Raw genomic sequence first — 21385 nt, forward strand, 5'->3', positions numbered from 1 at the left:
AAGCCGCGCTACTCGTCGGTCGCAGGCGGCATCCCGGCGATCTTGCGCGCCGCGTGGAGCAACTCGACTGGCAGCATCGCGATGATCGTCGAATTATGCTCGACCCCGATCTCGGTTAGCGTCTGCAGGCGACGCAGCTCGAGCGCGCCGGGCGACGCTGCGATCGTCGCGGCCGCCTCGGCGAGCTTGGCCGAGGCCTCGTTCTCGCCTTCTGCCTTGATGATCCGTGCCCGCTTCTCGCGGATCGCCTCCGCCTCGCGGGCGATGGCGCGCTGCATCTGCTCGGGGATGTCGATGTCCTTGACCTCAACCGCATCGACGTCGACGCCCCACTTCGCCGTCGTCACCGCCAGCAGTTCGAGCAGCCGCTTGTTGATGCCGAGGCGGTCCTTCAGCAGGTTGTCGAGGTCGCTCTGCCCGATCGCATCGCGTAGGCCCGTCTCCGCCCCCTGGATCACTGCCGCCTGCCAGTTCTCGACCGCGGTCACCACCATCGCCGGATTGGCGGCACGGTACCACAGCACGGCGTTGACCCGCACCGCGACGCCGTCCCGCGTGATCGTCTCCTGCGTGTCGAGCTGGACGGTGATGATCCGGATGTCGACCTTCTGGACCCGGTCGATCAGCGGGATCAGCCAGTACCAGCCCGGGCCCTTGGTGGTCCCCAGCCGCCCCAGCCGGAACAGTACCGCGCGCTGGTACTCCTGATTGATCCCGAAGGTCTGCGACCCGAGTACCAGCAGCACGAACAGCAAGATCAGCGGAATGATCGCGAAACCCATCGAATGCTCCCCGGCAATGCGGCGCTTGTAGCCCTTCGCCGCCTGGCCTCATAGACTGCGCCCCGATGACCGCGCTCACCCTCCCGACGCGCTGGCTCGCCGCTGCCGGCACCACGCTTCTCGACCTCGTGCTGCCGCCGCGCTGCCCGGCGTGCCGGGAAATCGTTGCCGACGACGGGCGGTTTTGCGCGCCGTGCTGGGGGCAATTGCGCTTCCTGACCGCGCCGTGGTGCGCGGTGTGCGGCGACCCGTTCGACCATGACCGGGGCGACGGCGCGCAGTGCGGGGCCTGCTTGCTCAAGCGACCGCGCTACCGGACGGCGCGGGCGGCGCTGGCCTACGAGGGCGCGGCGCGGACCGTGCTGCTCGGCTTCAAGCACGGTGACCGCCAGCATCTGGCGCGCGTGATGGCACCGCAGCTGGCCCGCGTCGGGGCGAATGTGCTCGGGGCCGAGGCTCTGCTGGTGCCGGTGCCGCTGCACCGCTCGCGGCTGTGGTCCCGGGGTTTCAACCAGGCGGCACTCCTGGCGCGGGCGGTCGGCAAGCGCACGCAGACACCGCTCGCGGTCGACGCGCTCGTCCGGGTAAAGTCGACGTTGCTCAGCCGGGGCCTCGGCCGCCAAGCGCGGGCACGCAACGTCCAGGGCGCGTTCCGGGTCGCCCGTCGCGAGCAAGTGCGAGGGCGAAGGATCGTTCTGGTCGATGACGTATTTACGACAGGCGCAACCGTTGAGGCGTGCGCCCGGGTGCTGCTTCGCGCCGGTGCCGCTTCGGTCGACGTCTTGACCTGGGCCCGGGTTGTGCGCGACGGTCCCAGCAGGAGTTGAAGCGATGCCGCGGGTCGAGGTCTATACCAAGTTCTTTTGCCCGTACTGCTGCCGGGCGACGGCGCTGCTGAAGAAGCGCGGCCTGTCGTTCGAGGAGTACGATATCAGCATGGGCGGCCCCAAGCGCGCCGAGATGCTGGAGCGCTCGAACGGCCGCACGACGGTGCCACAGATTTTTATCGGCGGCGTCCATGTCGGCGGCAGCGACGACCTCGCAGCGGCCGACCGCGACGGCCGGCTGGACGCGCTGCTCACCGCGTGACCCTTCGCATCGGGATTTTGCAGACCACGACCGGGATCGACGCGAGCGAGAACGCGCGGGATCTGGTCGCGGCGATCACCGGCTTGGCGGGGCAGGGTGCGCAACTGGTCTTCACCCCCGAGATGAGCGGCGTCCTCGACCGCGACCGCAAGCGGCTGGCGCTGTCCCTGACCACCGAGGCCGACGACCCGGTGCTGGCGGCGGTCCGCGCGGCGGCGCGGGAGCACAAGGTCTGGGTCGAACTCGGCTCGCTGGCGCTGCTGCCCGAAGCCGGGGCCGCTCTGCCGGTCAACCGCTCGCTGCTGGTCGACGACTGCGGCGAGGTCGTAGCGCGCTACGACAAGATCCACTTATTCGACGTCGACCTGGCCGGCGGCGAGCGCTACCGCGAATCGTCGGGCTACGCGCCCGGCGGGCAGGCGGCGGTGGCGTCGACCCCGTGGGGCAAGCTCGGGCTGAGCGTCTGCTACGACGTGCGTTTCCCGGCGCTGTACCGGGCGTTGGCGGGTGCGGACGCCGCCATCCTTAGCATTCCCGCCGCATTCACCGTTCCGACCGGAGTGGCGCATTGGCACATCCTGCTCCGCGCCCGCGCCATCGAGACCGGCTGCTTCGTCGTCGCTGCGGCGCAGTCTGGCCTCCATGCCGACGGCCGCTCGACCTATGGCCACTCGCTCGTCGTCGACCCGTGGGGCGAAGTCCTGCTCGACATGGGCGAGGGCGCGGGCGCTGCGGTCGTCGACCTCGATCTCAAGGCGGTGGCCTCGGCGCGAGGCCGCATACCGGCGCTCGCCAATGCTCGCGACTTCAGGTTGCCGGCATGATCGTCTTCGACCTGCGCTGCGGCGAGGCCCACGTCTTCGAGGCATGGTTCGGGTCGACCGCCGACTACGACAGCCAGTCCGCGCGTGGTCTCGTCGCCTGCCCGATCTGCGGCGACGGCGACATCGGCAAGGCAGCGATGGCACCCGCCGTGCCGTCGAAGTCGAACCGCGCCGCATCGCCGGCCGAGGTCAAGCAGGGCCTCGCCGCCCTCGCCCGCGTCCAGGCCGAGGTTTTGTCCAAGTGCGACTATGTCGGCGGCAACTTCGCCAATGAGGCCCGCGCCATCGACGCCGGTGAAGCGGTCAAGCGCGGCATATACGGCGAGGCGACCAGGGCCGAGGTCGCCGGCCTCGTCGCGGATGGCATCCAGGTTGGCCAGGTGCCGCTGCCGATCCGCGCCAAGGCCGACGCTTGAGCGACCGGGGAACCTGCATGAAAAAGCTCGCCGCACTGCTCCTCGGCCTCGTTGCGCTGACGCCGCTCTATGCCCAGGACGCCAGGCCCACGACACCCGACGCCAGCACCAAATCCGATGGCGCGATCCCGCCGCCGATGGTCTCCGTGACCCATCGCAAAGGCGTCTTCGGCGGCGTCGCGGTCACCTACACCGCGACCGCCAGCGAGACCTACCTCAAGGACAAGAACGACAAGCCCGCCGCCGCGATCTTCTCGACCACCTACATCAAGGACGGGCCCGTCGACCCGCGACGGCCGGTGACCTTCCTGTTTAACGGCGGTCCGGGCTCAGGCTCGGTGTGGCTCCACATGGGCGCGTTCGGTCCGAAGCGGGTGCGTATCCCCGACGCCAAGGACGACGGCGCGGCACCCTACCCGATTGTCGACAACCCGAATTCGCTGCTCGATGCCACCGACCTGGTGTTCATCGATCCCGTCGGCACCGGCTTCTCGCGCGCGCTCGGCAGCACCGATCCCAAGACCTATTGGGGCGTCACCTCGGATGCCAAGTCGGTCGCCGCGTTCATCAGGATCTGGCTCGACGAGCATGGTCGCTGGAACGCGCCCAAGTTCCTCGGCGGTGAAAGCTACGGCACGACGCGCTCGGCTGCCGTGACCCACGAACTTGAGGGCGGCTACAACGACGTTGCGCTGAACGGCGTCATCCTGATCTCGACGATCCTTGATTTCGGGGCCGAGTCCGAGACCGAAGGTAACGAGATGCAGTACGTCGTGACGCTACCGTCGATGGCCGCGACCGCCTGGTACCACAAGCACCTGCCCGAGCAGCCCGCCAACCTCGAGGCGTTCGTTCAATCGGCGCGGGACTTCGCGAGCGGCCCGTACCTGACCGCGCTCGCCAAGGGTAATTCACTGAGCCCGGCCGAGCACGACCAGATCCGCCGCCAGCTGGCAGGCTTCATCGGGTTGAGCGAAACCTACATCGAGAACGCCAACCTGCGCATCACGCCCGACCGGTTCTACAAGGAACTGCTCCGCGACCGCGGCCTGACCATTGGGCGGCTCGACACCCGCTACACGGGCGTCGACTATGACAAGGCCGGCGAGAGCCCCGACAACGACCCGAGTTTCTACGGCATCGACGGGGCCTACACCGCGGCGATCAACAGCTACGCGCGCGGCGACCTCGGTTTCAAACCCGAGCGCCAGTACGTCACCATCGGCGAGGTCGGCGACTGGGACTGGAAGCTCGGCGACGGGCGTGGCGACCGTGCTGCCTACCTTAACGTCGCGCCGTACCTGAGCCGGGCTCTGCGCGAGAACAGCCGTCTGAAGGTCTTCGTCGGACAGGGCTATTTCGACTTTGCGACACCGTTCTATGGGGCCGAGTACTCGCTCAACCGCACTGGCTTCCCAGCCGGCCGGGTCGAGTTCCATTACTATCAGGCCGGGCACATGATGTACGTCCACGACGCCGACCTAACCAAGCTCAGCGCCGACATCCGCGACTTCATTGCCCGCCAGCGCTAGCGCCGAAGCAGGCGACAGCCGCAACGGGCCGTTGACGCGCCCCGCGCAGCGCGGCTACCCAACCGCCGATGCACCCGTAGCTCAGCCGGATAGAGCGACGGTTTCCTAAACCGCAGGTCGTGGGTTCGATTCCCTCCGGGTGCACCACATAGTCGTCCGAGCCGAACTCACGCCACCAGTGGCAACCGGTCCATGAACTTGTCGAGGGTGATCGGATAGTCGCGCACGCGGACGCCGGTCGCGTTGTAGATCGCATTGGCGATCGCCGCGCCGACGCCGCAGATGCCGAGTTCGCCGACACCCTTGGCCTTCATCGGCGACGAGATCGGGTCCACCTCGTCGAGGAACACGACATCCTGGTGCGGGATGTCGGCGTGAACCGGCACCTCGTAGGTCGCGAGGTCGTGGTTGACGAAGAACCCCAAGCGCGTGTCGACCGCGAGCTCCTCCATCAGCGCCGCGCCGGTGCCCATCGTCATTGCGCCGATGACCTGGCTGCGCGCTGACTTGGGGTTCAGGATGCGGCCCGCCGCGCACACTGCGAGCATGCGGCGAATGCGGGTCTCGCCGGTGTAGGCATTGACCCCAACCTCGACAAAATGTGCGCCAAAGGTCGACTGCTGGTAGTGCTTGTCGAGGTCGCCGTACTCAATGTGATCCTCGGCGGTGAGCACGCCGTCGTGGGCCGCCTCGCCGAGCGGCCGACTGCGATTGCCCGAGCGCACGTGACCGTCGACGAACTCGACGTCGGTCACGTTGAACCCGAGCTTTTGCGCTACGGCCTCGCGCAGCTTGACGCACGCCGCATAGACACCCGAGGTCGAGTTGTTGGCACCCCATTGGCCACCCGAACCGGCGGATGCAGGGAAGTCGGAGTCGCCAAGCTTGACGACGATCTTGTCCAGCGGCAGCCCCATCATCTCGGCGGCGGTCTGGGCGATGATCGTGTAGGTGCCGGTGCCGATGTCTGTCATGTCAGTCTCGACCGTGACGACACCCTTGCGGTCGAGCCGGACGCGCGCCGCCGACTTCATCAGCATGCTGTTCCGGAACGCCGACGCGACGCCCATGCCGACCAGCCACTGGCCGTCGCGGACCTGACCAGGCTTGGCGCTGCGCTTGTCCCAGCCAAAGCGAGCGGCACCATCCTGGAGGCACTGGACCAGTTGGCGTTGCGAGAACTTGCGACCGGGCTTCTCCGGGTCTTCCTGAGTGTCGTTGATAACCCGGAACTCGACCGGGTCCAGCTTCAGCTTCTCGGCCATCTCGTCCATGGCGATCTCGAGCGCCATCAGGCCCGGTGCCTCGCCCGGCGCGCGCATAGCATTGCCCTCGGGCAGGTCCATCACCGCGAGCCGCATCAGGGTCATGCGGTTGGCGCCGGCGTACAGCAGCCTCGTCTGCGAGACCGCGGTCTCGGGCTTGCCGTCGGGCAGGTTGCCGGACGTGCTTTCGTGGGCGATCGCGGTGATTGTGCCGTCGTGGCCAGCACCGATGCGGATGCGCTGGATTGTCGCCGGCCGGTGGGTGGTGTTGTTGGCGATCATCGGCCGCTGCAGTGTTACCTTGACCGGGCGCTTCGCCGCCTTGGCGCCGAGCGCCGCCAGGACTGCGTCAGCGCGGACGAACAGCTTCCCGCCGAACCCGCCGCCGATATAAGGCGAGTCGATGCGTAGTTTGCCCGGGGAAATGCTCAGGGCTTTGGCGACATCGCCCTTCGACCAGGCGATCATCTGGTTCGAGGTCCAGACAGTGAGCTTATCACCGTCCCACGCCGCGATGCTGGCGTGCGGCTCCATCATCGCGTGGGTCTGGCCCGGCGTAGTGTAGGTCGCGTCGAGCTTGACCTGCGCAGCCTGGAACGCCGGCTCGAAGTGACCGACGCGGTCGATCGGCGACGAACTGTCCTCGTTATTCTCGTCAGCCTCGAGCGGCGCGGACGGCGCAAGCGCGGCTAGGTCGAACTGGCCCTTGCTGCGGGTGTAATCGACGCGGACAAGGTTGGCGGCGGCACGGGCCTGCTCGAAGGTTTCAGCGACGACCAGCGCAACGGCCTGATGATAATGCTCGACGTCAGCACCGCCGAACAGGTGGGCAATATTGTTTTTGCCGAGCGGTAGCTTCGGCATGTCGAGCGTCGAGATGACCGTGATTACGCCCGGAGCAACTTTCGCTGCCGAGAGGTCGATGGCATTGATGTGGCCCTTCGCGATCGCCGAAGGAACGATGTAGCCATAGGCCTGGTTCGGCACGACGTCGTGGCGTTCATAGGCGTAGGGTGCGGTGCCGGTAGTCTTGAATGGCCCGTCGATGCGGTCGTGCGGCTTGCCGACGACCTTGAGCTGGTCGATCGGGTTCTGGCCCGCAGGCGTGTCGAACTTCATGCTGTCCTCGCTTCGGCCATCACCGCTCCGAGTGTGCGCTCGACCAGCGGGACCTTGAATGCGTTGTCGTGAGTGGGTTTGGCGCCAGCGAGCAGTTGCGCTGCGACCGCCTTCGAGCCTTGCAGCATCGACGCCTCCGCCGTCTCGACCCGCCACGGCCTGGGCGCGATGCCGCCGATCGCGACGTGCCCGCTGCCGTCGTGCTGGATGATCGCCGCAACCGACACCAGGGCGTAGGCGTACGACGCGCGGTCACGGACCTTGTGGTAGAAATGCTGGCCGCCGACCGGCTTCGGCAGGGTTACCGCGGTGATCATCTCACCCGGAGCCAGCGCGTTTTCGATGTGGGGCGTCGTACCGGGCAGGCGATGGAAGCCGGCGATCGGGATCGTCCGCACTGCGCCGGCAGCATTGATCATCTCAACGCTGGCATCGAGCACGCGCATCGCGACCGCCATGTCGCCGGGATAGGTCGCGATGCAGGCGTCGCTGACCCCGATCACCGCCAGCTGCCGGCTGTAGCCACCGATCGCCGCGCAACCCGAGCCCGGTCGGCGCTTGTTGCAGGCCTGGTTGGTATCGTAGAAATACGGGCAGCGGGTGCGCTGTAGCAGATTGCCCGCAGTCGTCGCCTTGTTGCGCAACTGGCCCGAGGCCCCGGCGACAATAGCGCGCGACAGGACGCCGTAGTCGCGTCGAATGCGCTCGTCGCTGGCAAGGTCGGTGTTGCGGACCAGCGCGCCGATGCGCACTCCGCCCTCTGGGGTCGCATCGATCTTGTCGAGCCCGAGGTGGTTGACGTCGACGAGGTGCTGCGGCGCTTCGATCTCGAGCTTCATCAGGTCGAGTAGGTTGGTCCCGCCTGCGATAAACTTGGCGTTCGGCTGGCGCGCGACCGCGGCTGCGGCCTCGGCGGGCGAGCCTGCGCGCTCATAGGTGAACGGCTTCATGCGCGCTCTCCAGCGACTTCGGTCATCGCTTCGAGGATATTGGAGTAGGCTCCGCAGCGGCAGATATTGCCGCTCATGCGCTCGCGCATCTCGTCGTTCGTGATCGCGGGCGCGGCGGTCAGGTCGGCGGTGACATGGCTCGGGATGCCGGCCCTAATCTCGGCGAGTACGGATACTGCAGAGCAAATCTGCCCAGGCGTGCAATAGCCGCACTGGTAGCCGTCATGCGTGATGAATGCCGCCTGCATCGGGTGCAGGTCTCCCGGTGTGCCCAGGCCCTCGATTGTGGTGATCTTGTCGCCGTCGTGCATGACTGCGAGACTGAGGCAAGAGTTGATCCGCTTCCCGCCGGCAATCACCGTACACGCGCCACACTGGCCGTGGTCGCAGCCTTTCTTCGTGCCGGTCAGCCGGAGATTCTCGCGCAGCGCATCGAGGAGCGTCGTGCGGGTATCGACCTCGAGTTCGCGGTGCTTGCCATTGATCTCGATCGCCACCTTGACCAATGACTGCTCAGAAGCACCCTGCGGTCTCGGTGCGCCGGTTGCTGGCACCGCTGCCAGCGCCGCCGACGTCACACCAGCGACCATGACGCCCCGGCGCGAAACTTCGATATCGCCAATACCCTGCATGTTACGTCACTCCTGGATTCGCCGGCCCAGCCGATCGAACCCGTCAAAAATCCGATATGACTATTCCGGCACGGGCGACCACTCGCTCGAACCGGTACGCCGCAATGTGTAGAATTCATGCGACCTCAACGGTCGGACAACCGGTTGCGGTCCATCGAAAACGTCGCGGTGCGGCATTTTATGCTGCGTCGCCGCATCAGCGGCTGGTTGCCGGCCGCTGATTTATACTGAACGTCGCCGCGCTGCGGTCAGTCTGACTCCACCCGCATCTTGTCGGTCTTGTGGGAGTGGTGCTGGATCGTGTCCTCGGGGTCGTCGTGGATGACGCATTGCGGTACCTGGCTGAAGCTCCACGGACCACCCTCATCGGGCCGCTCGAGGATCCAGACGACATCGAAGCGGTCATCAGGCCAGTGGCCGGGGCAGGGCAGTTCGCCGCCGGCGATCTGCCGGGCAAGGGTCGCGATGTGATTGTGGTGCCAGGCGATCAGCACCGGGCTCGGCGCGGCGAGCGCGGCTGTGGCCAGGTAGCGTTCCTCGCCGTTGGCGTGATCCGCGTTGACCGGAATACCGAGCGCTGCGGCTAATGGTTCGACCGTGCGCTGCGCGCGCATGCTCGGGCTGAACTCGGTCACGGCCGAGGCAAAGATCGAGCGTGGCGTGGCGATTGGCTCGGCGGGCGGACGATCACCAAAGGGTACGAAAAAGCGGACCAGCGCCCCGGCCCGCTGCCAGCCGCGGACGGTCAGTTCATGCTTGTCGTGGACCCCGTCGAACGTGACGCCGCGGTGGGGGCTACCGTCGCCAGGCTTCTCGGCGTGGCGGATAATCATGATCTTTGGCATGGCGATGAAATCGTGCTCCAATGTCGTCGCGTGCGTTCTATCTGCCACTGATGGCGCATCTTTCCAGCCGGTGCCACTGGCTTGTGCCCCGGCTCGCACGTTGACATCGAACCGGGCGGCGTGTCCCATCGCTCGGGCTTGACCGGGGGCGCGTCATGTTCGGCCGACTGAGGACGCATCTGGGGATACTGCTGATGGCACTTGCCGCGTTACCGGCAGCTGCAGCGCATACCGCCACCCCGGTCCACCGCATCGTTGCGGTCGGCGATCTTCACGGCGACTTCAGTGCCTGGCGCGACATCGCGCACGCCGCCGGGCTGGTCGACGGCGCAGGCAAATGGAGCGGCGGCCAGACGGTGCTGGTCCAGGCCGGAGACGTCCCCGACCGCGGCCCGGACTCGCTCAAGATCATCGCCGACCTGATGCGGCTCCAGGGTGAAGCTGCGCACGCCGGCGGCAAGGTCATCGCGCTGGTCGGCAATCACGAAGCGATGAACATGACCGACGACCTCCGCTACGTTTCGTCGAGCGAATACGCAGCGTTCGTCGATAGTAACTCGGAGGCGCTGCGCCAACGTGTCTTCGAGGCCAACCGGGCGGCAATCGACGCCGACTACCACCGGCGTGACCCGGCCATGACCAGCGATGCTGTCAAGCAGGCATGGCTGGCAGCGACCCCGCCGGGGATGCTCGAGCATCAGGCGGCATGGCATCCCGACGGCAAGATCGGGCGCTGGGTCGCCGCCAACCCGGCGGTCGCGTTTATCGACGGCACATTGTTCGTCCACGGCGGACTGAGTGCTGCCTACGCCGCCATACCGATTGCCGAGATCAACCGTCGCGTCGCGGTCGCGCTGAAGGCTCGCGACATGGCGCCGGAATCGATCATCAACGACCAGGTCGGGCCGCTCTGGTATAGGGGCCTCGTCGCATCGGCGGGCGACAAGCTCGAGGCCGGGGAGCCGGCAGCGGCACCGCCCGGCACCACGCCAGCCCTGACCATCGAGCAGGAGCTCGATCTGGTGCTCCGGGGCTTCGGGGCGAAGCGCATCGTTATCGCCCACACGCCGATCTTGTCGGGCATCGCGGTGCTCTACGGCGGGCGTCTGGTGCGGATCGATACCGGCATCTCGGCGGTCTATCGTGGCACGCCGAGCTATCTGGAGATCGTCGACGGCAACCTCGTTCCGCACGCCGTGGAACGATCGGCGCCGCTGAAAACGGGGGCAAGATGATGCGACAGGCATGGCGTTGGGCGCTGGCGGTCTTGGCGATTACCGGAACGGCGAGCGCCGTGGCGGCCCCGCCCAAGCCGCTCTTCGCGAGCAGTGAGATGCTCCACCTAACGCTCATGGCGCCGGTCGGGATGCTGGCCGGACCTGCGGACGCGAAGCGGGTCATCGACGGCACGCTGAGCGTCGGCGGTCCGGCTCCCGAGACGCTGCCCGTGAACCTGTCGGCGCGGGGCATCACCCGCCGCGCCCACGATGTCTGCCAGTTTCCGCCGATCCGGGTCGAGTTCCCGCAGAAGCCCGGCCTAGGCTCGCTGTTCAAAGGCCAGAAGAAGCTCAAGCTGGTCACGCATTGCCGCGCCGCGCCCGGCTTCCAGCAGTATGTCCTGCTCGAGTACGCCGCCTACCGGCTGTACAACACGCTGACCCCGCAGAGCTTCGCAGCGCGGCTTGCAACGATCGACTATGTCGACGCTGGCGGCCGTCCGATCACGACGCGCCTCGGCTTTTTCATCGAGGACGCCGATGATATGGCGAAGCGCAACGACCTGCGGGAATACAAGACCAAGGCGCGAATTCCGGTTGCCACGCTGCCCCCACGCGAGGCGGCGCGCTTCGCAGTGTTCGAATACATGATCGGCAACCTCGACTGGGCGATGACGGCCGGCCCGGCCGGCACCGACTGCTGCCACAACTCGCGGCTGATCGCGCCCGAGGGCGCAACGGCCGGCTTCGTGCCTGTGCCCTACGACTTCGATTTTGCCGGGCTGGTCGACACGCCTTACGCGGTCTCGCCGAACGAGATCCCGCTCCCGAGTGTCCGCACGCGACGCTACCGGGGCTTCTGCCGCCACAACGACGAGGCGCGTGCCGTCATCGCGGAGCTGGTGGCGAAGCGGTCGGCGCTGCTCGCGGTGCTCGACGGCATTCCCCAGCTCGAGGACAAGACACGGCGCAAGGCGATGGGCTATCTCGGCAGCTTCTTCGACCAGGTCGGCAGCGACGCCGACATCAATTCGAAGTTGTTCAAGACCTGCGTCTAGCGGGACGGCAGATCAGGAATTACCGGGGCGGCGGGGCGAGTCTCGACCGTCTCGATAACCTCGGCGACCATCGCGGTCGTTGTCGTCACGGTGCTGCCCGGTTCGACGTGGTGCCCATGGCCGGGGTGCTCGAACTCGCCGAGGAAGCGCTTCATGTCGGCGCGCTCGCCGTAGTTGGTGAACCACAAGGCCACGAAGCAGAAATTGAATGCCGCCGAGCTGACGATTGCAAGCTCGACTGCGCCAATCCCCGCCGACAGTCCAATGCCGATGGCGAGCAGGATGAACAGCAGGTCGCCGGAGCTTTTCAGCGTGTTGCGGTAGCGCGCCGCGCCCGCGATCCCCGCCAGCGAGAACGACAGCGCCAGCGAGTTCTGAACAACGACGACGATGCTGGTGACGACCAGTGGCAGCACCACAATGGTATCGATCAGCGATTGGTCGTAGTCGCCCGGGTTACGGATCTTCATATAGACCCAGCTGACCGGCAGCGAGGCGATCAGCGACCCGGCAACCGCCGCGACCAGCCAGATCAGGCTGCCCCCGAACGATGCCATGTGGTTCAGCCTGGCACCGGCATAGGCCTGTGTCGCGGCGACGTGCGAGGTATCGGTAAGCGATGCCAGGGGCTGCGCACCGTCGGCCTGTGCGATCAGAGCCTGGACCCGGCCGATCGGCAGGTAGCTTTCGAGCTCCGGATTGAGCCACAGCGCAGCCCCGACGATCGCCGCAAGCGCCGCGTAATAGAGGACGAGCCTGACAAGCAGTCTGATCGCCGGCATCTGGTTCGTCCCCCCGGGCGCGGTGCCCGGATCAGGCTATGGCATTTGCCGGGCCAGCGCAAAATGAAGCGTTAGCGCTGTACCGCGCTACCCGCACCGCTGGCGCGCCAGACGAAGCTGCCGAGGAGCAGCGCAACGGCGGTCGCGGTCAGCAGCGCGTGGAAGCCGGCCCCGGCCAGCCCGAACCGCAGCATCAGGAGCGGCAGCAGCGGCAGCAGCCCGAGCGCGCAGATTGTGTTCGCCGCCACCGACAACCCGGGCCGCCCCAGCGCGACGAGCGCTGCGCTGGCGGGCGGCGCAACCAGCAGCACCGTGCGCGTCGCCACCAGCCACAGCATCAATGCACCGGCGGCCGCGAACGGCTCGCCGCCGATGAGGATCGCCAGGGGACGGCCGAAAATCGCGACGACGATGACAAACGGCACCGCGACCGCGAACGCGATCAACACCGCGCGGACGACGACATGCCGGACTTCGCGGCCGCTGCCGCCTGCCGCGACCAGCCGCGCCAGCTCGGCATAGGCGGCCTGCCCGAGGTTTCCGGCGGGCTGCGCGATGACCGTGGTGGCGCGCTGGGCGACGGCATAGACGCCCGCCGCCGCCGGCCCGAGGATCCAGCCCACAGCCAAGGGCGCGATGCGCTGCGCCAGCTCGCCGAAAGTGATGTCGGCGTTGGCGGCGAGCATGAAGCGGCGGATGCCGGGGTTCTCGGCAATCGCGCCGCGCGCCGACCCGATCAACCCGACGCCCCGCAGTTGCCGTCGCGCCACCATCCACCCGAGCAGCCACATCGCCGCCCACTCGGCCAGCGCCGCGACCAGCCACGCGATCAGGAAGCCGCGCAGCCCAGCGCCCAGGCCGAGCGCGATCAGCGCCCCGGCGAGGCGGATCAGCGGCGACACGAGATTGTGTATTCCGAGCAGGTCGAAGCGCCCCATCAGCTGCAGGTAACCCGCCGGCGCCGAACGGATCGTCGCGAGCACCGCAAAGCTGTACGGCACTGCGAACGCCAGCGCCTCCGGCGACCAGCCGAGGCGAGGGCCGAAGAACGGTGCCATCACCGCGGCCGCCAGGACCGCGACGGCACCGCACGCGAGTTCGACGACGCTGGCCAGCCGCAGCAGGCGGACAAGGCGCTCGGGATCGTCGGCGCGGATAGCCTGCGCACCGTAGCGCACGACGGCGTGCCAGCCCGGAAACTCGATGATGCCACCGACGGTGATCGTGTAGGTGTGGACCAGTATCAGTACACCGTAGTCGCGCACGCCGAGCGCTCGCAGCGCGATCACCATGTAGGCGAGGCTGACCAACCCGGCGACCGCCTTGCCGCCCATCAATTTTCCGAGGTTGCCGTAGATGCGGCCCACCATCCCGTCAGCCAACCCGCCGTCAGACAGGCTGGCGTCTTCGGTTCGCACCGGCGGGCGATCGGCGATCGGCATGGACAGCACGACTAGCGCGCTTCGAGCAGAGGACGAAGGGCCGCGATGTGCGCCTCGATCGACGCTTCGATGCCATAGGCCCGCGCGAGCTCGCGCAGGACGGTGGGCTTGTGGGTTCCGTTGAGGCTCGCATCGACGGCCCGGGCGAAGGCCTTGATGTCGCCGCGCGGCACGACGGCGCAGCGCTCCGCCCCGGCGAGCAGGGCATGGACCCCGTCGAAACAGTCGGTCGTCACCACCGGCACGTTGCAGGCGAGCGCTTCCAGGACTGCGGCGGGCAGCCCCTCGTAGTCGGAGGACAGCGCGAACAGGTCGGCGCGCTGTAGCCACGGCAGGACGTCCTCGACGAAGCCCGGCATGTCGACACGGTCGGCGATGCCGAGCGCGCTGGCCAGCGCCTCGAGCTTGGGACGCTCGGGTCCATCTCCCAGGATGACCAGACGCGCACCCGCGCACGTGACCCGCGCGAACACCTCGAGCAGCCGGTCGAGGCGCTTCTGCGGCATCATTCGTGCCAGTGTCAGGATGATCGGCGGGCCATCGAACGGGCGCTGGTAGTCCGCGAGCATGGCCGGGGAAATATAAGCGTTGGGGGTCGTCCGGAAGCGGCTCGCGATCCGGGGATAGAGACCCGACAAGGTGCCGCGCTCGGCATCGGTCAGGGTCAGGACGCTGTCGTAATTGCCGAACACGAAGCTGTACAAGCGCCGCCGGTAGGACTTGAGGACCGCGCCACGGTCGCGCGGGCGCAGGACCGGGTTGGTCACCTTCATCGCGTAGCGCGGGCCGCCCCGACGATCGCGCCGCGCCGACAGGCCGGTGACCAGCCCCATGTTGTTGCTGCTTGCCAGCACCACGGCGGGTCGCAACGCCTCGGTTTCGCGGCGGATGAAGGCTCGACCGCGCACCAGTTCAAGATGCCGCGATCCGGTCGGCGGCCCGGCGCTTACGAGGGTGACGCTGGGGTCGAGGAGGTCGAGCATCGCGGCTTCGCCCTCGCCACCGTCGCGGAGCACCGCCATGCCGGTCGGGATGCCGGCACGCGCGAAGCCGTTCGCCAGCAACACCCCGACCCGGTCGGCGCCGCCCTGGCTAAAGCGGTGCATGGTCATCAGAATGCCGCCGTCGAGCGGGCGGGTGGCCATCAGTCCGGCATTCCGGCGACCATCGCGGCGACGTGGCTGGCGACCCCGCTGGGAATCGAATAGCGCTCCGCTACCGCCCGCAGCCCGGTCGGGCGGCGCGCGCCGAGCCGGGCGTCGATCATGCCCGCAATGGTTGCAGGGTCGGTCGCCTCGATGATCGCGCAGCCCTGGGCGCCGTCGACGATCGCGCGGGCCGCCGGGAAACAGTCAGTACACACCACCGGGCAGTTCGCCGCCATCGCCTCGAGCACGACCGCAGGCAGCCCCTCGTAGTCGGACGGCAGCACCATCATCTCGGCCGCGTGGAATGCCTCCGCGACGTCGGTGACATGGCCCGGCAGGCTGACGCGGTCGCCAAGCCCAAGGCGCTCGACCAGCGCGGTCAATGCGGCACGATCCTTGCCCTCGCCGAGGATCTTGAGGTGGACGTTCTTGTCGCGGACCAACGCGAACGCCTCGATCAGCCGCTCGAAACGTTTTTGCGCGGTCAGGCGGCCGATGCCGAGAATGAATCGCGGTGCGTCCGGTCCCGCTTTGGGTACTGCGAGCATCGAGGGCGTGACATAGGGGTTGGCGACGTCGTGGAACAGGCCGGCGAACTCCGGGAAGGCGGCGCGCATCTCGGCGCTCTCGGGGCTGCTCAACGTCCACACGGCCGTGGCGGCGCGGAAAGCGCGACGATAGCTCCAGCGGCGGATCCGCTTGATCAGCCCACCGTGGCGCGAAGAAGCGACCGGGTTGGTGGTCTTGAGGAACATCCGGCTGTCGTCCAGCCCGGCGCGCGACCTTGCCTCCGCCGTGACGAGCGCGACGTTGTTGGCGGCAGCGATGACGATGTCGGGCGACCGCTCCCGCAGGTGGCGGACCAGCCGGGGTAGTCCGCGGAGCAGGTCCAGCGGGCGCGGACCGTTCCAGTCGCCGAGATAGCGTACCGTGATGTCGCTCCCCATCAACTTGACGATGATCCCCTCGACGTCGCCGCGGCTTGTGAAGACGACCAGTTCGACGTCGATCCCCAGGTCGGCGAAGCCGCGCGCCAGATAGGCCGCGACGCGCGGGCTGCCGCCCCGGTCGAACTTGTGCAGGATCAGGCTGACCTTCTTGCCGGCGAGCGGGTGTGGGAGCGCGTCGAGGCGGAACGCCGTGGCCACGGTCAGGCGGCCTTGGCGATGGCAGCGGCGCGCGAGGCGCCGATGCCCTGATCCTGCCACCACAGGCTGAACACCGAGATCGCGTAGAGCATACGGCTGTGGTCCGCTTCGCCGAGGCGGTGTTCGCGGAACAGCGTCTCGACGGCGGCGGGGTCGAGGTAGCCCGCGCTCGAGGCGCCGCTGCCGTTCCACGCGTCGCGCGCGAACGCCCCGAAGTCGCCGCGGAACCACTTGGCGAGCGGCATCTGAAAGCCCTGCTTGGGGCGCTTGAGGATGGCGGCTGGTAGCCACGGCGCGATCGCCTGGCGCAGCAGGTACTTGCCGACATTGCCACGCAGCTTGAACTCGGCCGGTACGGTCAGCGCCCAGTCGACGAAGACGTGAGACAGCATTGGCACCCGCGCCTCGACCGAGTGCGCCATGCTGGTGCGGTCGAGCCGGGTCAGCATCGCCGACGGCATGTTGACGGTCAGGTCGGCGCGCATGAAGCGCTCGAGTGCAGTCGCGCCATTATCGCTGTCCGGGAAATATTCCGCCTCGAGGGCTTCGTACGACCCACCCGCTTCGTGGCGGTTCCAGAACTCGCGGCTGTAGATGCGTTGGCGGATGCTGCGGCGGCTGATCTGCGTCGCGGCGAAGAACTGCGGGTAACCGTCCGGCAGCGCAACGAACTCGCCGAAGCGCTGGGCGTGCTGGCGGAGGTAGGCGAGGCTGGTCGAGCCGCCCGTCGGCATCCGGTCGACCAGAGCGAGCAGCGGCGTCAGCGCAGCGATCTTCGGACGGTGGCGCTCGATGTCGCGGGCATTGCGGTGGCGCTTGTAGCCGGCGAACAGCTCGTCGCCGCCCTCCCCGCACAGTACGACCTTGACGTGCTCCGCTGCCAGCTTCGAGGCGTACCACGTCGGCACCGCGGCCATGTCGGCGAAGGGCTCGTCGAAGCAGCGCTGGACCGCGGGCAGCACGTCGATCGCCGCCCCGACCTCGAGCGGCAGGACGATGTGCTCGGCACCGAGGTGATCGGCGATGGATTTCGCAGCGGCGGTCTCGTCGATCGCGGCACCCGGATAGCCGATGGTGAACGCCTTGACCCCGGTCTGCCCGGCCTGGGTCATCGCCGCAAGCACCGCGGCGGAGTCGATCCCGCCGGACAGGAACGCGCCGACGGGGACGTCGGACTGGAGATGACGCTGGACGGTCGAGACGAGCTGCTCGCGCATCCGCTCAGTCCATTCGGCTTCCGATGCCGGTGTGGCGGTCCCCGGCTTCGGCACCCAGAATGCCTTGGTCGCGGGCGGGCCGTTCCGCGGCACGATCATGAAATGACCGGGGTCGAGGGTGTAGACCTGCCGGAAAATCGAGCGCGGGCGGCGGACGTGGCCGAAGCTGAAATAATCGTGCACCGCGCGGTCGCAGACGTCGAAGCGCAGCCCCGGCACCACCCGCAATGCCTTAAGTTCCGAGGCAAAGGCGACGCCGCCATCCTGCTCCGTGACATACAGCGGCTTGATGCCCAGCGGGTCGCGCGCCAGCGTCAGTTGCCGCTCGACATTGTCCCAGATCGCCACGGCAAACATGCCCTCGAGCCGTGCCCACGCGTCGTTGCCCCAGCAGGCGAAGGCGGCGAGGACGGTCTCGGTGTCGCTGTGACTGGTAAAGCCGAAGCCGCGCGCCGTCAGTTCGCGGCGCACGTCGAGATGGTTGAAGATCTCGCCGTTGAAGACGATCGCATACCGCCCGCCGGTCGCCGTCATCGGCTGGTGGCCGCCGGCGACGTCGAGGATGCTCAGGCGGCGCATGCCGAAGCCGAAATCGCCGTCGACGAGCACGCCGTCGTCGTCGGGGCCGCGATGCCGGATCGTGTCGCACTGCGCGGTGATCGCAGCTGGCGTGACGCTACCTGCGCCGCGCCGATACCAGCCGGCAATTCCACACATGCGCCTGGCTCCTGTGCCACCCGCGCGGGTGGCTACCGGCTAGGACGCCGCGGTCCCGCCGGTTCCGCACCGGCCTGAGCCGGCGCGCACCTCAGTCGAGTGCGACGTGCGGGGTCTCGCCGACGATCTTGGGCGGGCGACGCATCAGCAGGAGCAGCGGCAGCGTCCCGAACGTCACCCACATCAGCAACCGGTAGACGTCGATATAGCCGATCATCGCCGCCTGCATCGTCACCACTGAATTGAGGTACGTCATCACCGTGTCGCCGGTCGCGCCCAGTTGCCCGACGATCGAGGGATCCACCGGGAGCGTGTACGGCGTCAGCGCGCTGCCGATGTCCGCGTGCGCGACCTGGGTCTGCTGCGCCAGCACCGCGACCACCAGGCTGACCCCGATCGACGCGCCGACGTTCCGTAGCAGCGCGTAGAAGCTTGCGGCATCGGTACGCAGCTCGGGAGCCAGCGTCGCGAACGACGCGGTGTTGAGCGGTACGAACAGGAAGCCCAGTCCGAAGCCCTGGAGCAGCCCCGACCACAGGATCGGTCCCATCCCCATCTGCGGCGAAAACCCGCTCATCATCCACAGCGACAGCGCAGTCAGCAGCAGCCCGACCGCCATCAGGTGGCGCGGGTCGAAACGCGTGATGACGCGCCCCATCAGCAACATCCCCGCCATCGTGCCGACGCCGCGCGGTGCCATCACGATGCCGGCGGTGACGACCGGGTAGCCGTACAGCGCCTCCAGCATCGGTGGCATCAATGCCGAGGTCGACACCATGATCGCGCCGACCAGCGTGATGAAGCCGAAGCCGGTCATGACGTTGCGGTCAGACACCAGGCGGCGGTCGAGGATCGTGTCATGCCCGGTGGCGACGTGTACGCAGAACATCCAGAGCGCGGCGATCGCGGTCGCGGCCTCGATCCGGACCTCCCACGACTGCAGCCAGTCGAGTTGCTGGCCGCGGTCGAGCATCAACTGCAGCGCCGCGACGCCGATCGACAAGGCCGCGAAGCCGAACATGTCGAAGCGCCGCTTGATGTCGCCGCCGCCGGGCAGCCACGCCACCGCGCCAAACAGCGCAAGCAGGCCGAACGGCACGTTGACGTAGAACACCCAGCGCCAGTCGAAGCTGTCGGTCAGCCATCCGCCGAGGACTGGCCCCATGACCGGGCCGATCATCACGCCGACGCCCCACAGCGCCAGTGCCTGGCCGTGCTTCTCACGCGGGTAGGCATCGAGCAGAAACGCCTGGCCGAGCGGCACCAGGAACGCCCCGAACGCCCCCTGCATCAACCGGAAGCCGACCATCTGCTCCAGCGACTGCGCCAGGCCACACAGCATCGACGCGCCGATGAAGCCGGCGATGGCGAGCACGAACAGCCGCTTGCGCCCGACCACGCCGGCCAGCCAGCCCGTCAGCGGCGTCGCGATCGCCGACGCGACGATATAGCTGGTCAGCACCCAGGTGACGGTGTCCGCCGCGGCGCCGAGGCTCGCCTGCATGTGCGGCAGCGCGACGTTTGCGATGGTTGAATCGAGCACCTGGAGGAACGTCGCCAGCATGACGACGCAGGTGACCAGCAGCGGGTGGACGGGGGCCCGCTCGGCCTCGAACGGGGCGGCAATCGACGCCATCGTGCCTATTTGCCGCTACGAATGTCGACCGTGACGTCCGCCGACAGTCCGGCGAGCAGCGGCACCTTCGGGGTACCGTCGATGGCGATGCGGACAGGTACGCGCTGGACGACCTTGACCCAGTTGCCGGTCGCGTTCTGCGCCGGCAGCACCGAGAACTCGCTGCCGGTACCGGCGCCGATGCTCTGGACATGGCCCTTCAGCGGTGTCCCCGGATAAGCGTCGAACTTGAGCGTCGCGGGCTGGCCGACGCGCATGTGCTCGAGGTCGGTCTCCTTGAAGTTGGCCTCGACCCAGCGCCGGTCGGACAGCACCAGGCTGAACGTCGGCAGCCCGCTGACGACGATCTGCCCGACCTGGACCTTGTCGGTCTGGCTGGCGATACCGTCGGCGGGCGCGTGAATGACGGTGCGGCGGAGGTCGAGTGCGGCCCGATCGCGGGCGGCCTGCGCCGCCATCACCAGCGGCTGCGCCGCCGCCGAGCCACGGCTCACCATGGCGCGCGCATTGGCGAGATCGGCCTGTGCCGAGTCGAGTGCCGACCGCGCCTGGGCCAGCGCGAGATCGGCCTGCTGGAAGCGCGCGCGGGTGGTGAAGCCCTCCTTCAGCAGTTGCTCCTGCCGGGCGAAATCGAGCTCGGCGTATTTTACCGCATCGCGGCGGCCGGCGAGGTCGGCACCCTTGCCGGTGACGGTGGTCCCGAGTTGCGCTGCCTGCTGGCGGGCCTGGGCCAGCGCTGCCTCGCGCTCCGCGAGCACGATCCGGAACGGCTCCGGGTCGAGGGTGAACAGTACGTCGCCGCGCTTGACGTGCTGGCTTTCGTGGACGTTGACGGTCGCGACCCGGCCGGTGACATCGGCCGAGATCGAGACCTTGTCCTGCTGGACATACGAGTTGTCGGTCGACACCGACCGGCCGCTGGTCAGCCACAGATAGCCGCCGCCGAGCACCAGCAGCAGCGGCACGACGACCATTAGCAACGGGCGGCGCAGGCGCTGCCACAGCGGGGCGCGGGGCGGTGCGACAATCAGATCGGCGGTGGGGGTACGCGCGTGCATCAGGCGGCTCCGGTGGCGGTGCGGGCCTCGGGCGGGCGGGCCGAAAGATTGCCGCGGACTTGTGAAAGGCCCTCGCGCATCACGGCGCGCTGCGCCTCAGGGATGCCGGCGAGCGCGCCCTCGACGACATCCTCGCCGACCTGCCGGAGCTGGTCGAGCAGCGGGTGCGCGGCATCGGTGAGGAACAGCCGCCAGGCGCGGCGATCGGCGGGATCGGCGCGGCGCTCGACCAGCCCAGCATCCGCGAGCCGATCGACCATGCGGCACAGGGTAATCGTCTCGACCTCCAGATAGTCGGCAAGGCTGGTCTGGTTCGACCCCTCCTGCCGCGACAGAGCGAACAGCACCTGCCACTGGGCCCGGCTGACGCCGAGCGCACGCGCGCGACCATCGAAGCGCCGCCGCAGCAGGCGCGCCGCATCGCTCAACAGGAACGCAAGCGAGTCTTTAGTCATGCCTGAATAATAATGTGCATGCTTGTTATATGCAACCTCGTGAGGCGGGCTTG

The 21385-nt window shown here is 68.0% G+C and carries 20 protein-coding genes and 1 tRNA gene; 8 read left to right on the forward strand and 13 right to left on the reverse strand.

The window, feature by feature from the left end; genetic code table 11:
* Positions 1–8: 8 nt before the first annotated feature.
* Positions 9–782: a slipin family protein gene (locus KX816_01970; GenBank protein QXQ06856.1), complete on the reverse strand. Its 774-nt coding sequence runs from the start codon at positions 780–782 to the stop codon at positions 9–11.
* Between the two features lie 65 nt (positions 783–847).
* Here KX816_01970 and KX816_01975 point away from each other — a divergent pair, with 65 nt between their 5' ends.
* From KX816_01975 to KX816_02000, 6 genes are all read left to right on the forward strand, one after another.
* Positions 848–1609, forward strand: coding sequence for a ComF family protein (locus tag KX816_01975; GenBank protein ID QXQ06857.1), 762 nt, complete (start codon positions 848–850; stop codon positions 1607–1609).
* A gap of 4 nt (positions 1610–1613) precedes the next feature.
* On the forward strand, positions 1614–1871 hold the full coding sequence (gene grxC / locus KX816_01980) for a glutaredoxin 3 (protein QXQ06858.1): 258 nt from the start codon (positions 1614–1616) through the stop codon (positions 1869–1871).
* Positions 1868–2695: a carbon-nitrogen hydrolase family protein gene (locus KX816_01985; GenBank protein ID QXQ06859.1), complete on the forward strand. Its 828-nt coding sequence runs from the start codon at positions 1868–1870 to the stop codon at positions 2693–2695. Before grxC ends, KX816_01985 begins: the two co-directional genes overlap by 4 nt.
* On the forward strand, positions 2692–3111 hold the full coding sequence (locus KX816_01990; GenBank protein QXQ06860.1) for a DUF1178 family protein: 420 nt from the start codon (positions 2692–2694) through the stop codon (positions 3109–3111). The genes KX816_01985 and KX816_01990 overlap by 4 nt, the downstream gene beginning before the upstream one ends.
* Before the next feature lie 17 nt (positions 3112–3128).
* Entirely contained in the window at positions 3129–4643 is a 1515-nt protein-coding gene (locus KX816_01995) for a peptidase S10 (GenBank protein QXQ06861.1), read from the forward strand.
* A gap of 70 nt (positions 4644–4713) precedes the next feature.
* Positions 4714–4790, forward strand: a tRNA-Arg gene (locus KX816_02000).
* 20 nt (positions 4791–4810) lie between these two features.
* Here the strand turns inward: KX816_02000 and KX816_02005 are convergent.
* The 4 genes from KX816_02005 to KX816_02020 form a co-directional block, all read right to left on the reverse strand.
* Positions 4811–7027, reverse strand: a complete 2217-nt coding sequence (locus KX816_02005) for a xanthine dehydrogenase family protein molybdopterin-binding subunit (GenBank protein ID QXQ06862.1) — start codon at positions 7025–7027, stop codon at positions 4811–4813.
* Positions 7024–7977 carry a xanthine dehydrogenase family protein subunit M gene (locus KX816_02010; protein ID QXQ06863.1) on the reverse strand — a complete coding sequence of 318 codons (954 nt, stop codon included), beginning with the start codon at positions 7975–7977 and terminating at the stop codon, positions 7024–7026. The genes KX816_02005 and KX816_02010 overlap by 4 nt, the downstream gene beginning before the upstream one ends.
* On the reverse strand, positions 7974–8609 hold the full coding sequence (paoA, locus tag KX816_02015; protein ID QXQ06864.1) for an aldehyde dehydrogenase iron-sulfur subunit: 636 nt from the start codon (positions 8607–8609) through the stop codon (positions 7974–7976). Before paoA ends, KX816_02010 begins: the two co-directional genes overlap by 4 nt.
* A 248-nt stretch (positions 8610–8857) precedes the next feature.
* Positions 8858–9583, reverse strand: coding sequence for a hypothetical protein (locus tag KX816_02020; protein ID QXQ06865.1), 726 nt, complete (start codon positions 9581–9583; stop codon positions 8858–8860).
* Positions 9584–9648: 65 nt separating this feature from the next.
* On the opposite strand from KX816_02020, the gene KX816_02025 reads away from it, so the two are divergent.
* Together KX816_02025 and KX816_02030 are read left to right on the forward strand one after the other, a co-directional pair.
* Complete coding sequence (locus tag KX816_02025) at positions 9649–10689, forward strand: metallophosphoesterase (protein QXQ06866.1); 1041 nt, start codon at positions 9649–9651, stop codon at positions 10687–10689.
* Positions 10686–11729: a hypothetical protein gene (locus tag KX816_02030; protein QXQ06867.1), complete on the forward strand. Its 1044-nt coding sequence runs from the start codon at positions 10686–10688 to the stop codon at positions 11727–11729. Before KX816_02025 ends, KX816_02030 begins: the two co-directional genes overlap by 4 nt.
* Here KX816_02030 and KX816_02035 read toward each other — a convergent pair.
* The 8 genes from KX816_02035 to KX816_02070 form a co-directional block, all read right to left on the reverse strand.
* Entirely contained in the window at positions 11726–12511 is a 786-nt protein-coding gene (locus KX816_02035) for a hypothetical protein (protein ID QXQ06868.1), read from the reverse strand. The two genes, KX816_02030 and KX816_02035, sit on opposite strands and share 4 nt — an antisense overlap.
* Positions 12512–12582: 71 nt before the next feature.
* On the reverse strand, positions 12583–13953 hold the full coding sequence (locus tag KX816_02040; GenBank protein ID QXQ06869.1) for a lipopolysaccharide biosynthesis protein: 1371 nt from the start codon (positions 13951–13953) through the stop codon (positions 12583–12585).
* Between the two features lie 11 nt (positions 13954–13964).
* A complete protein-coding gene (locus KX816_02045; protein ID QXQ06870.1) occupies positions 13965–15098 on the reverse strand; it encodes a glycosyltransferase in 1134 nt (377 codons plus the stop codon).
* Complete coding sequence (locus KX816_02050; protein ID QXQ06871.1) at positions 15098–16249, reverse strand: glycosyltransferase; 1152 nt, start codon at positions 16247–16249, stop codon at positions 15098–15100. The genes KX816_02045 and KX816_02050 overlap by 1 nt, the downstream gene beginning before the upstream one ends.
* Before the next feature lie 2 nt (positions 16250–16251).
* Positions 16252–18183 (reverse strand): asparagine synthase (glutamine-hydrolyzing), encoded by a 1932-nt coding sequence (gene asnB / locus KX816_02055; GenBank protein ID QXQ06872.1) that lies wholly within the window; start codon positions 18181–18183, stop codon positions 16252–16254.
* A 91-nt stretch (positions 18184–18274) separates the two neighbouring features.
* Positions 18275–19819: a DHA2 family efflux MFS transporter permease subunit gene (locus KX816_02060; protein QXQ06873.1), complete on the reverse strand. Its 1545-nt coding sequence runs from the start codon at positions 19817–19819 to the stop codon at positions 18275–18277.
* Between the two features lie 5 nt (positions 19820–19824).
* A complete protein-coding gene (locus tag KX816_02065; protein QXQ06874.1) occupies positions 19825–20877 on the reverse strand; it encodes an HlyD family secretion protein in 1053 nt (350 codons plus the stop codon).
* Positions 20877–21332, reverse strand: a complete 456-nt coding sequence (locus KX816_02070; protein QXQ06875.1) for a MarR family transcriptional regulator — start codon at positions 21330–21332, stop codon at positions 20877–20879. Before KX816_02070 ends, KX816_02065 begins: the two co-directional genes overlap by 1 nt.
* Positions 21333–21385: the final 53 nt, after the last annotated feature.

It is taken from the genome of Sphingosinicellaceae bacterium (assembly GCA_019285715.1).
In the GTDB taxonomy this organism is placed as follows: Bacteria; Pseudomonadota; Alphaproteobacteria; order Sphingomonadales; family Sphingomonadaceae; genus Glacieibacterium.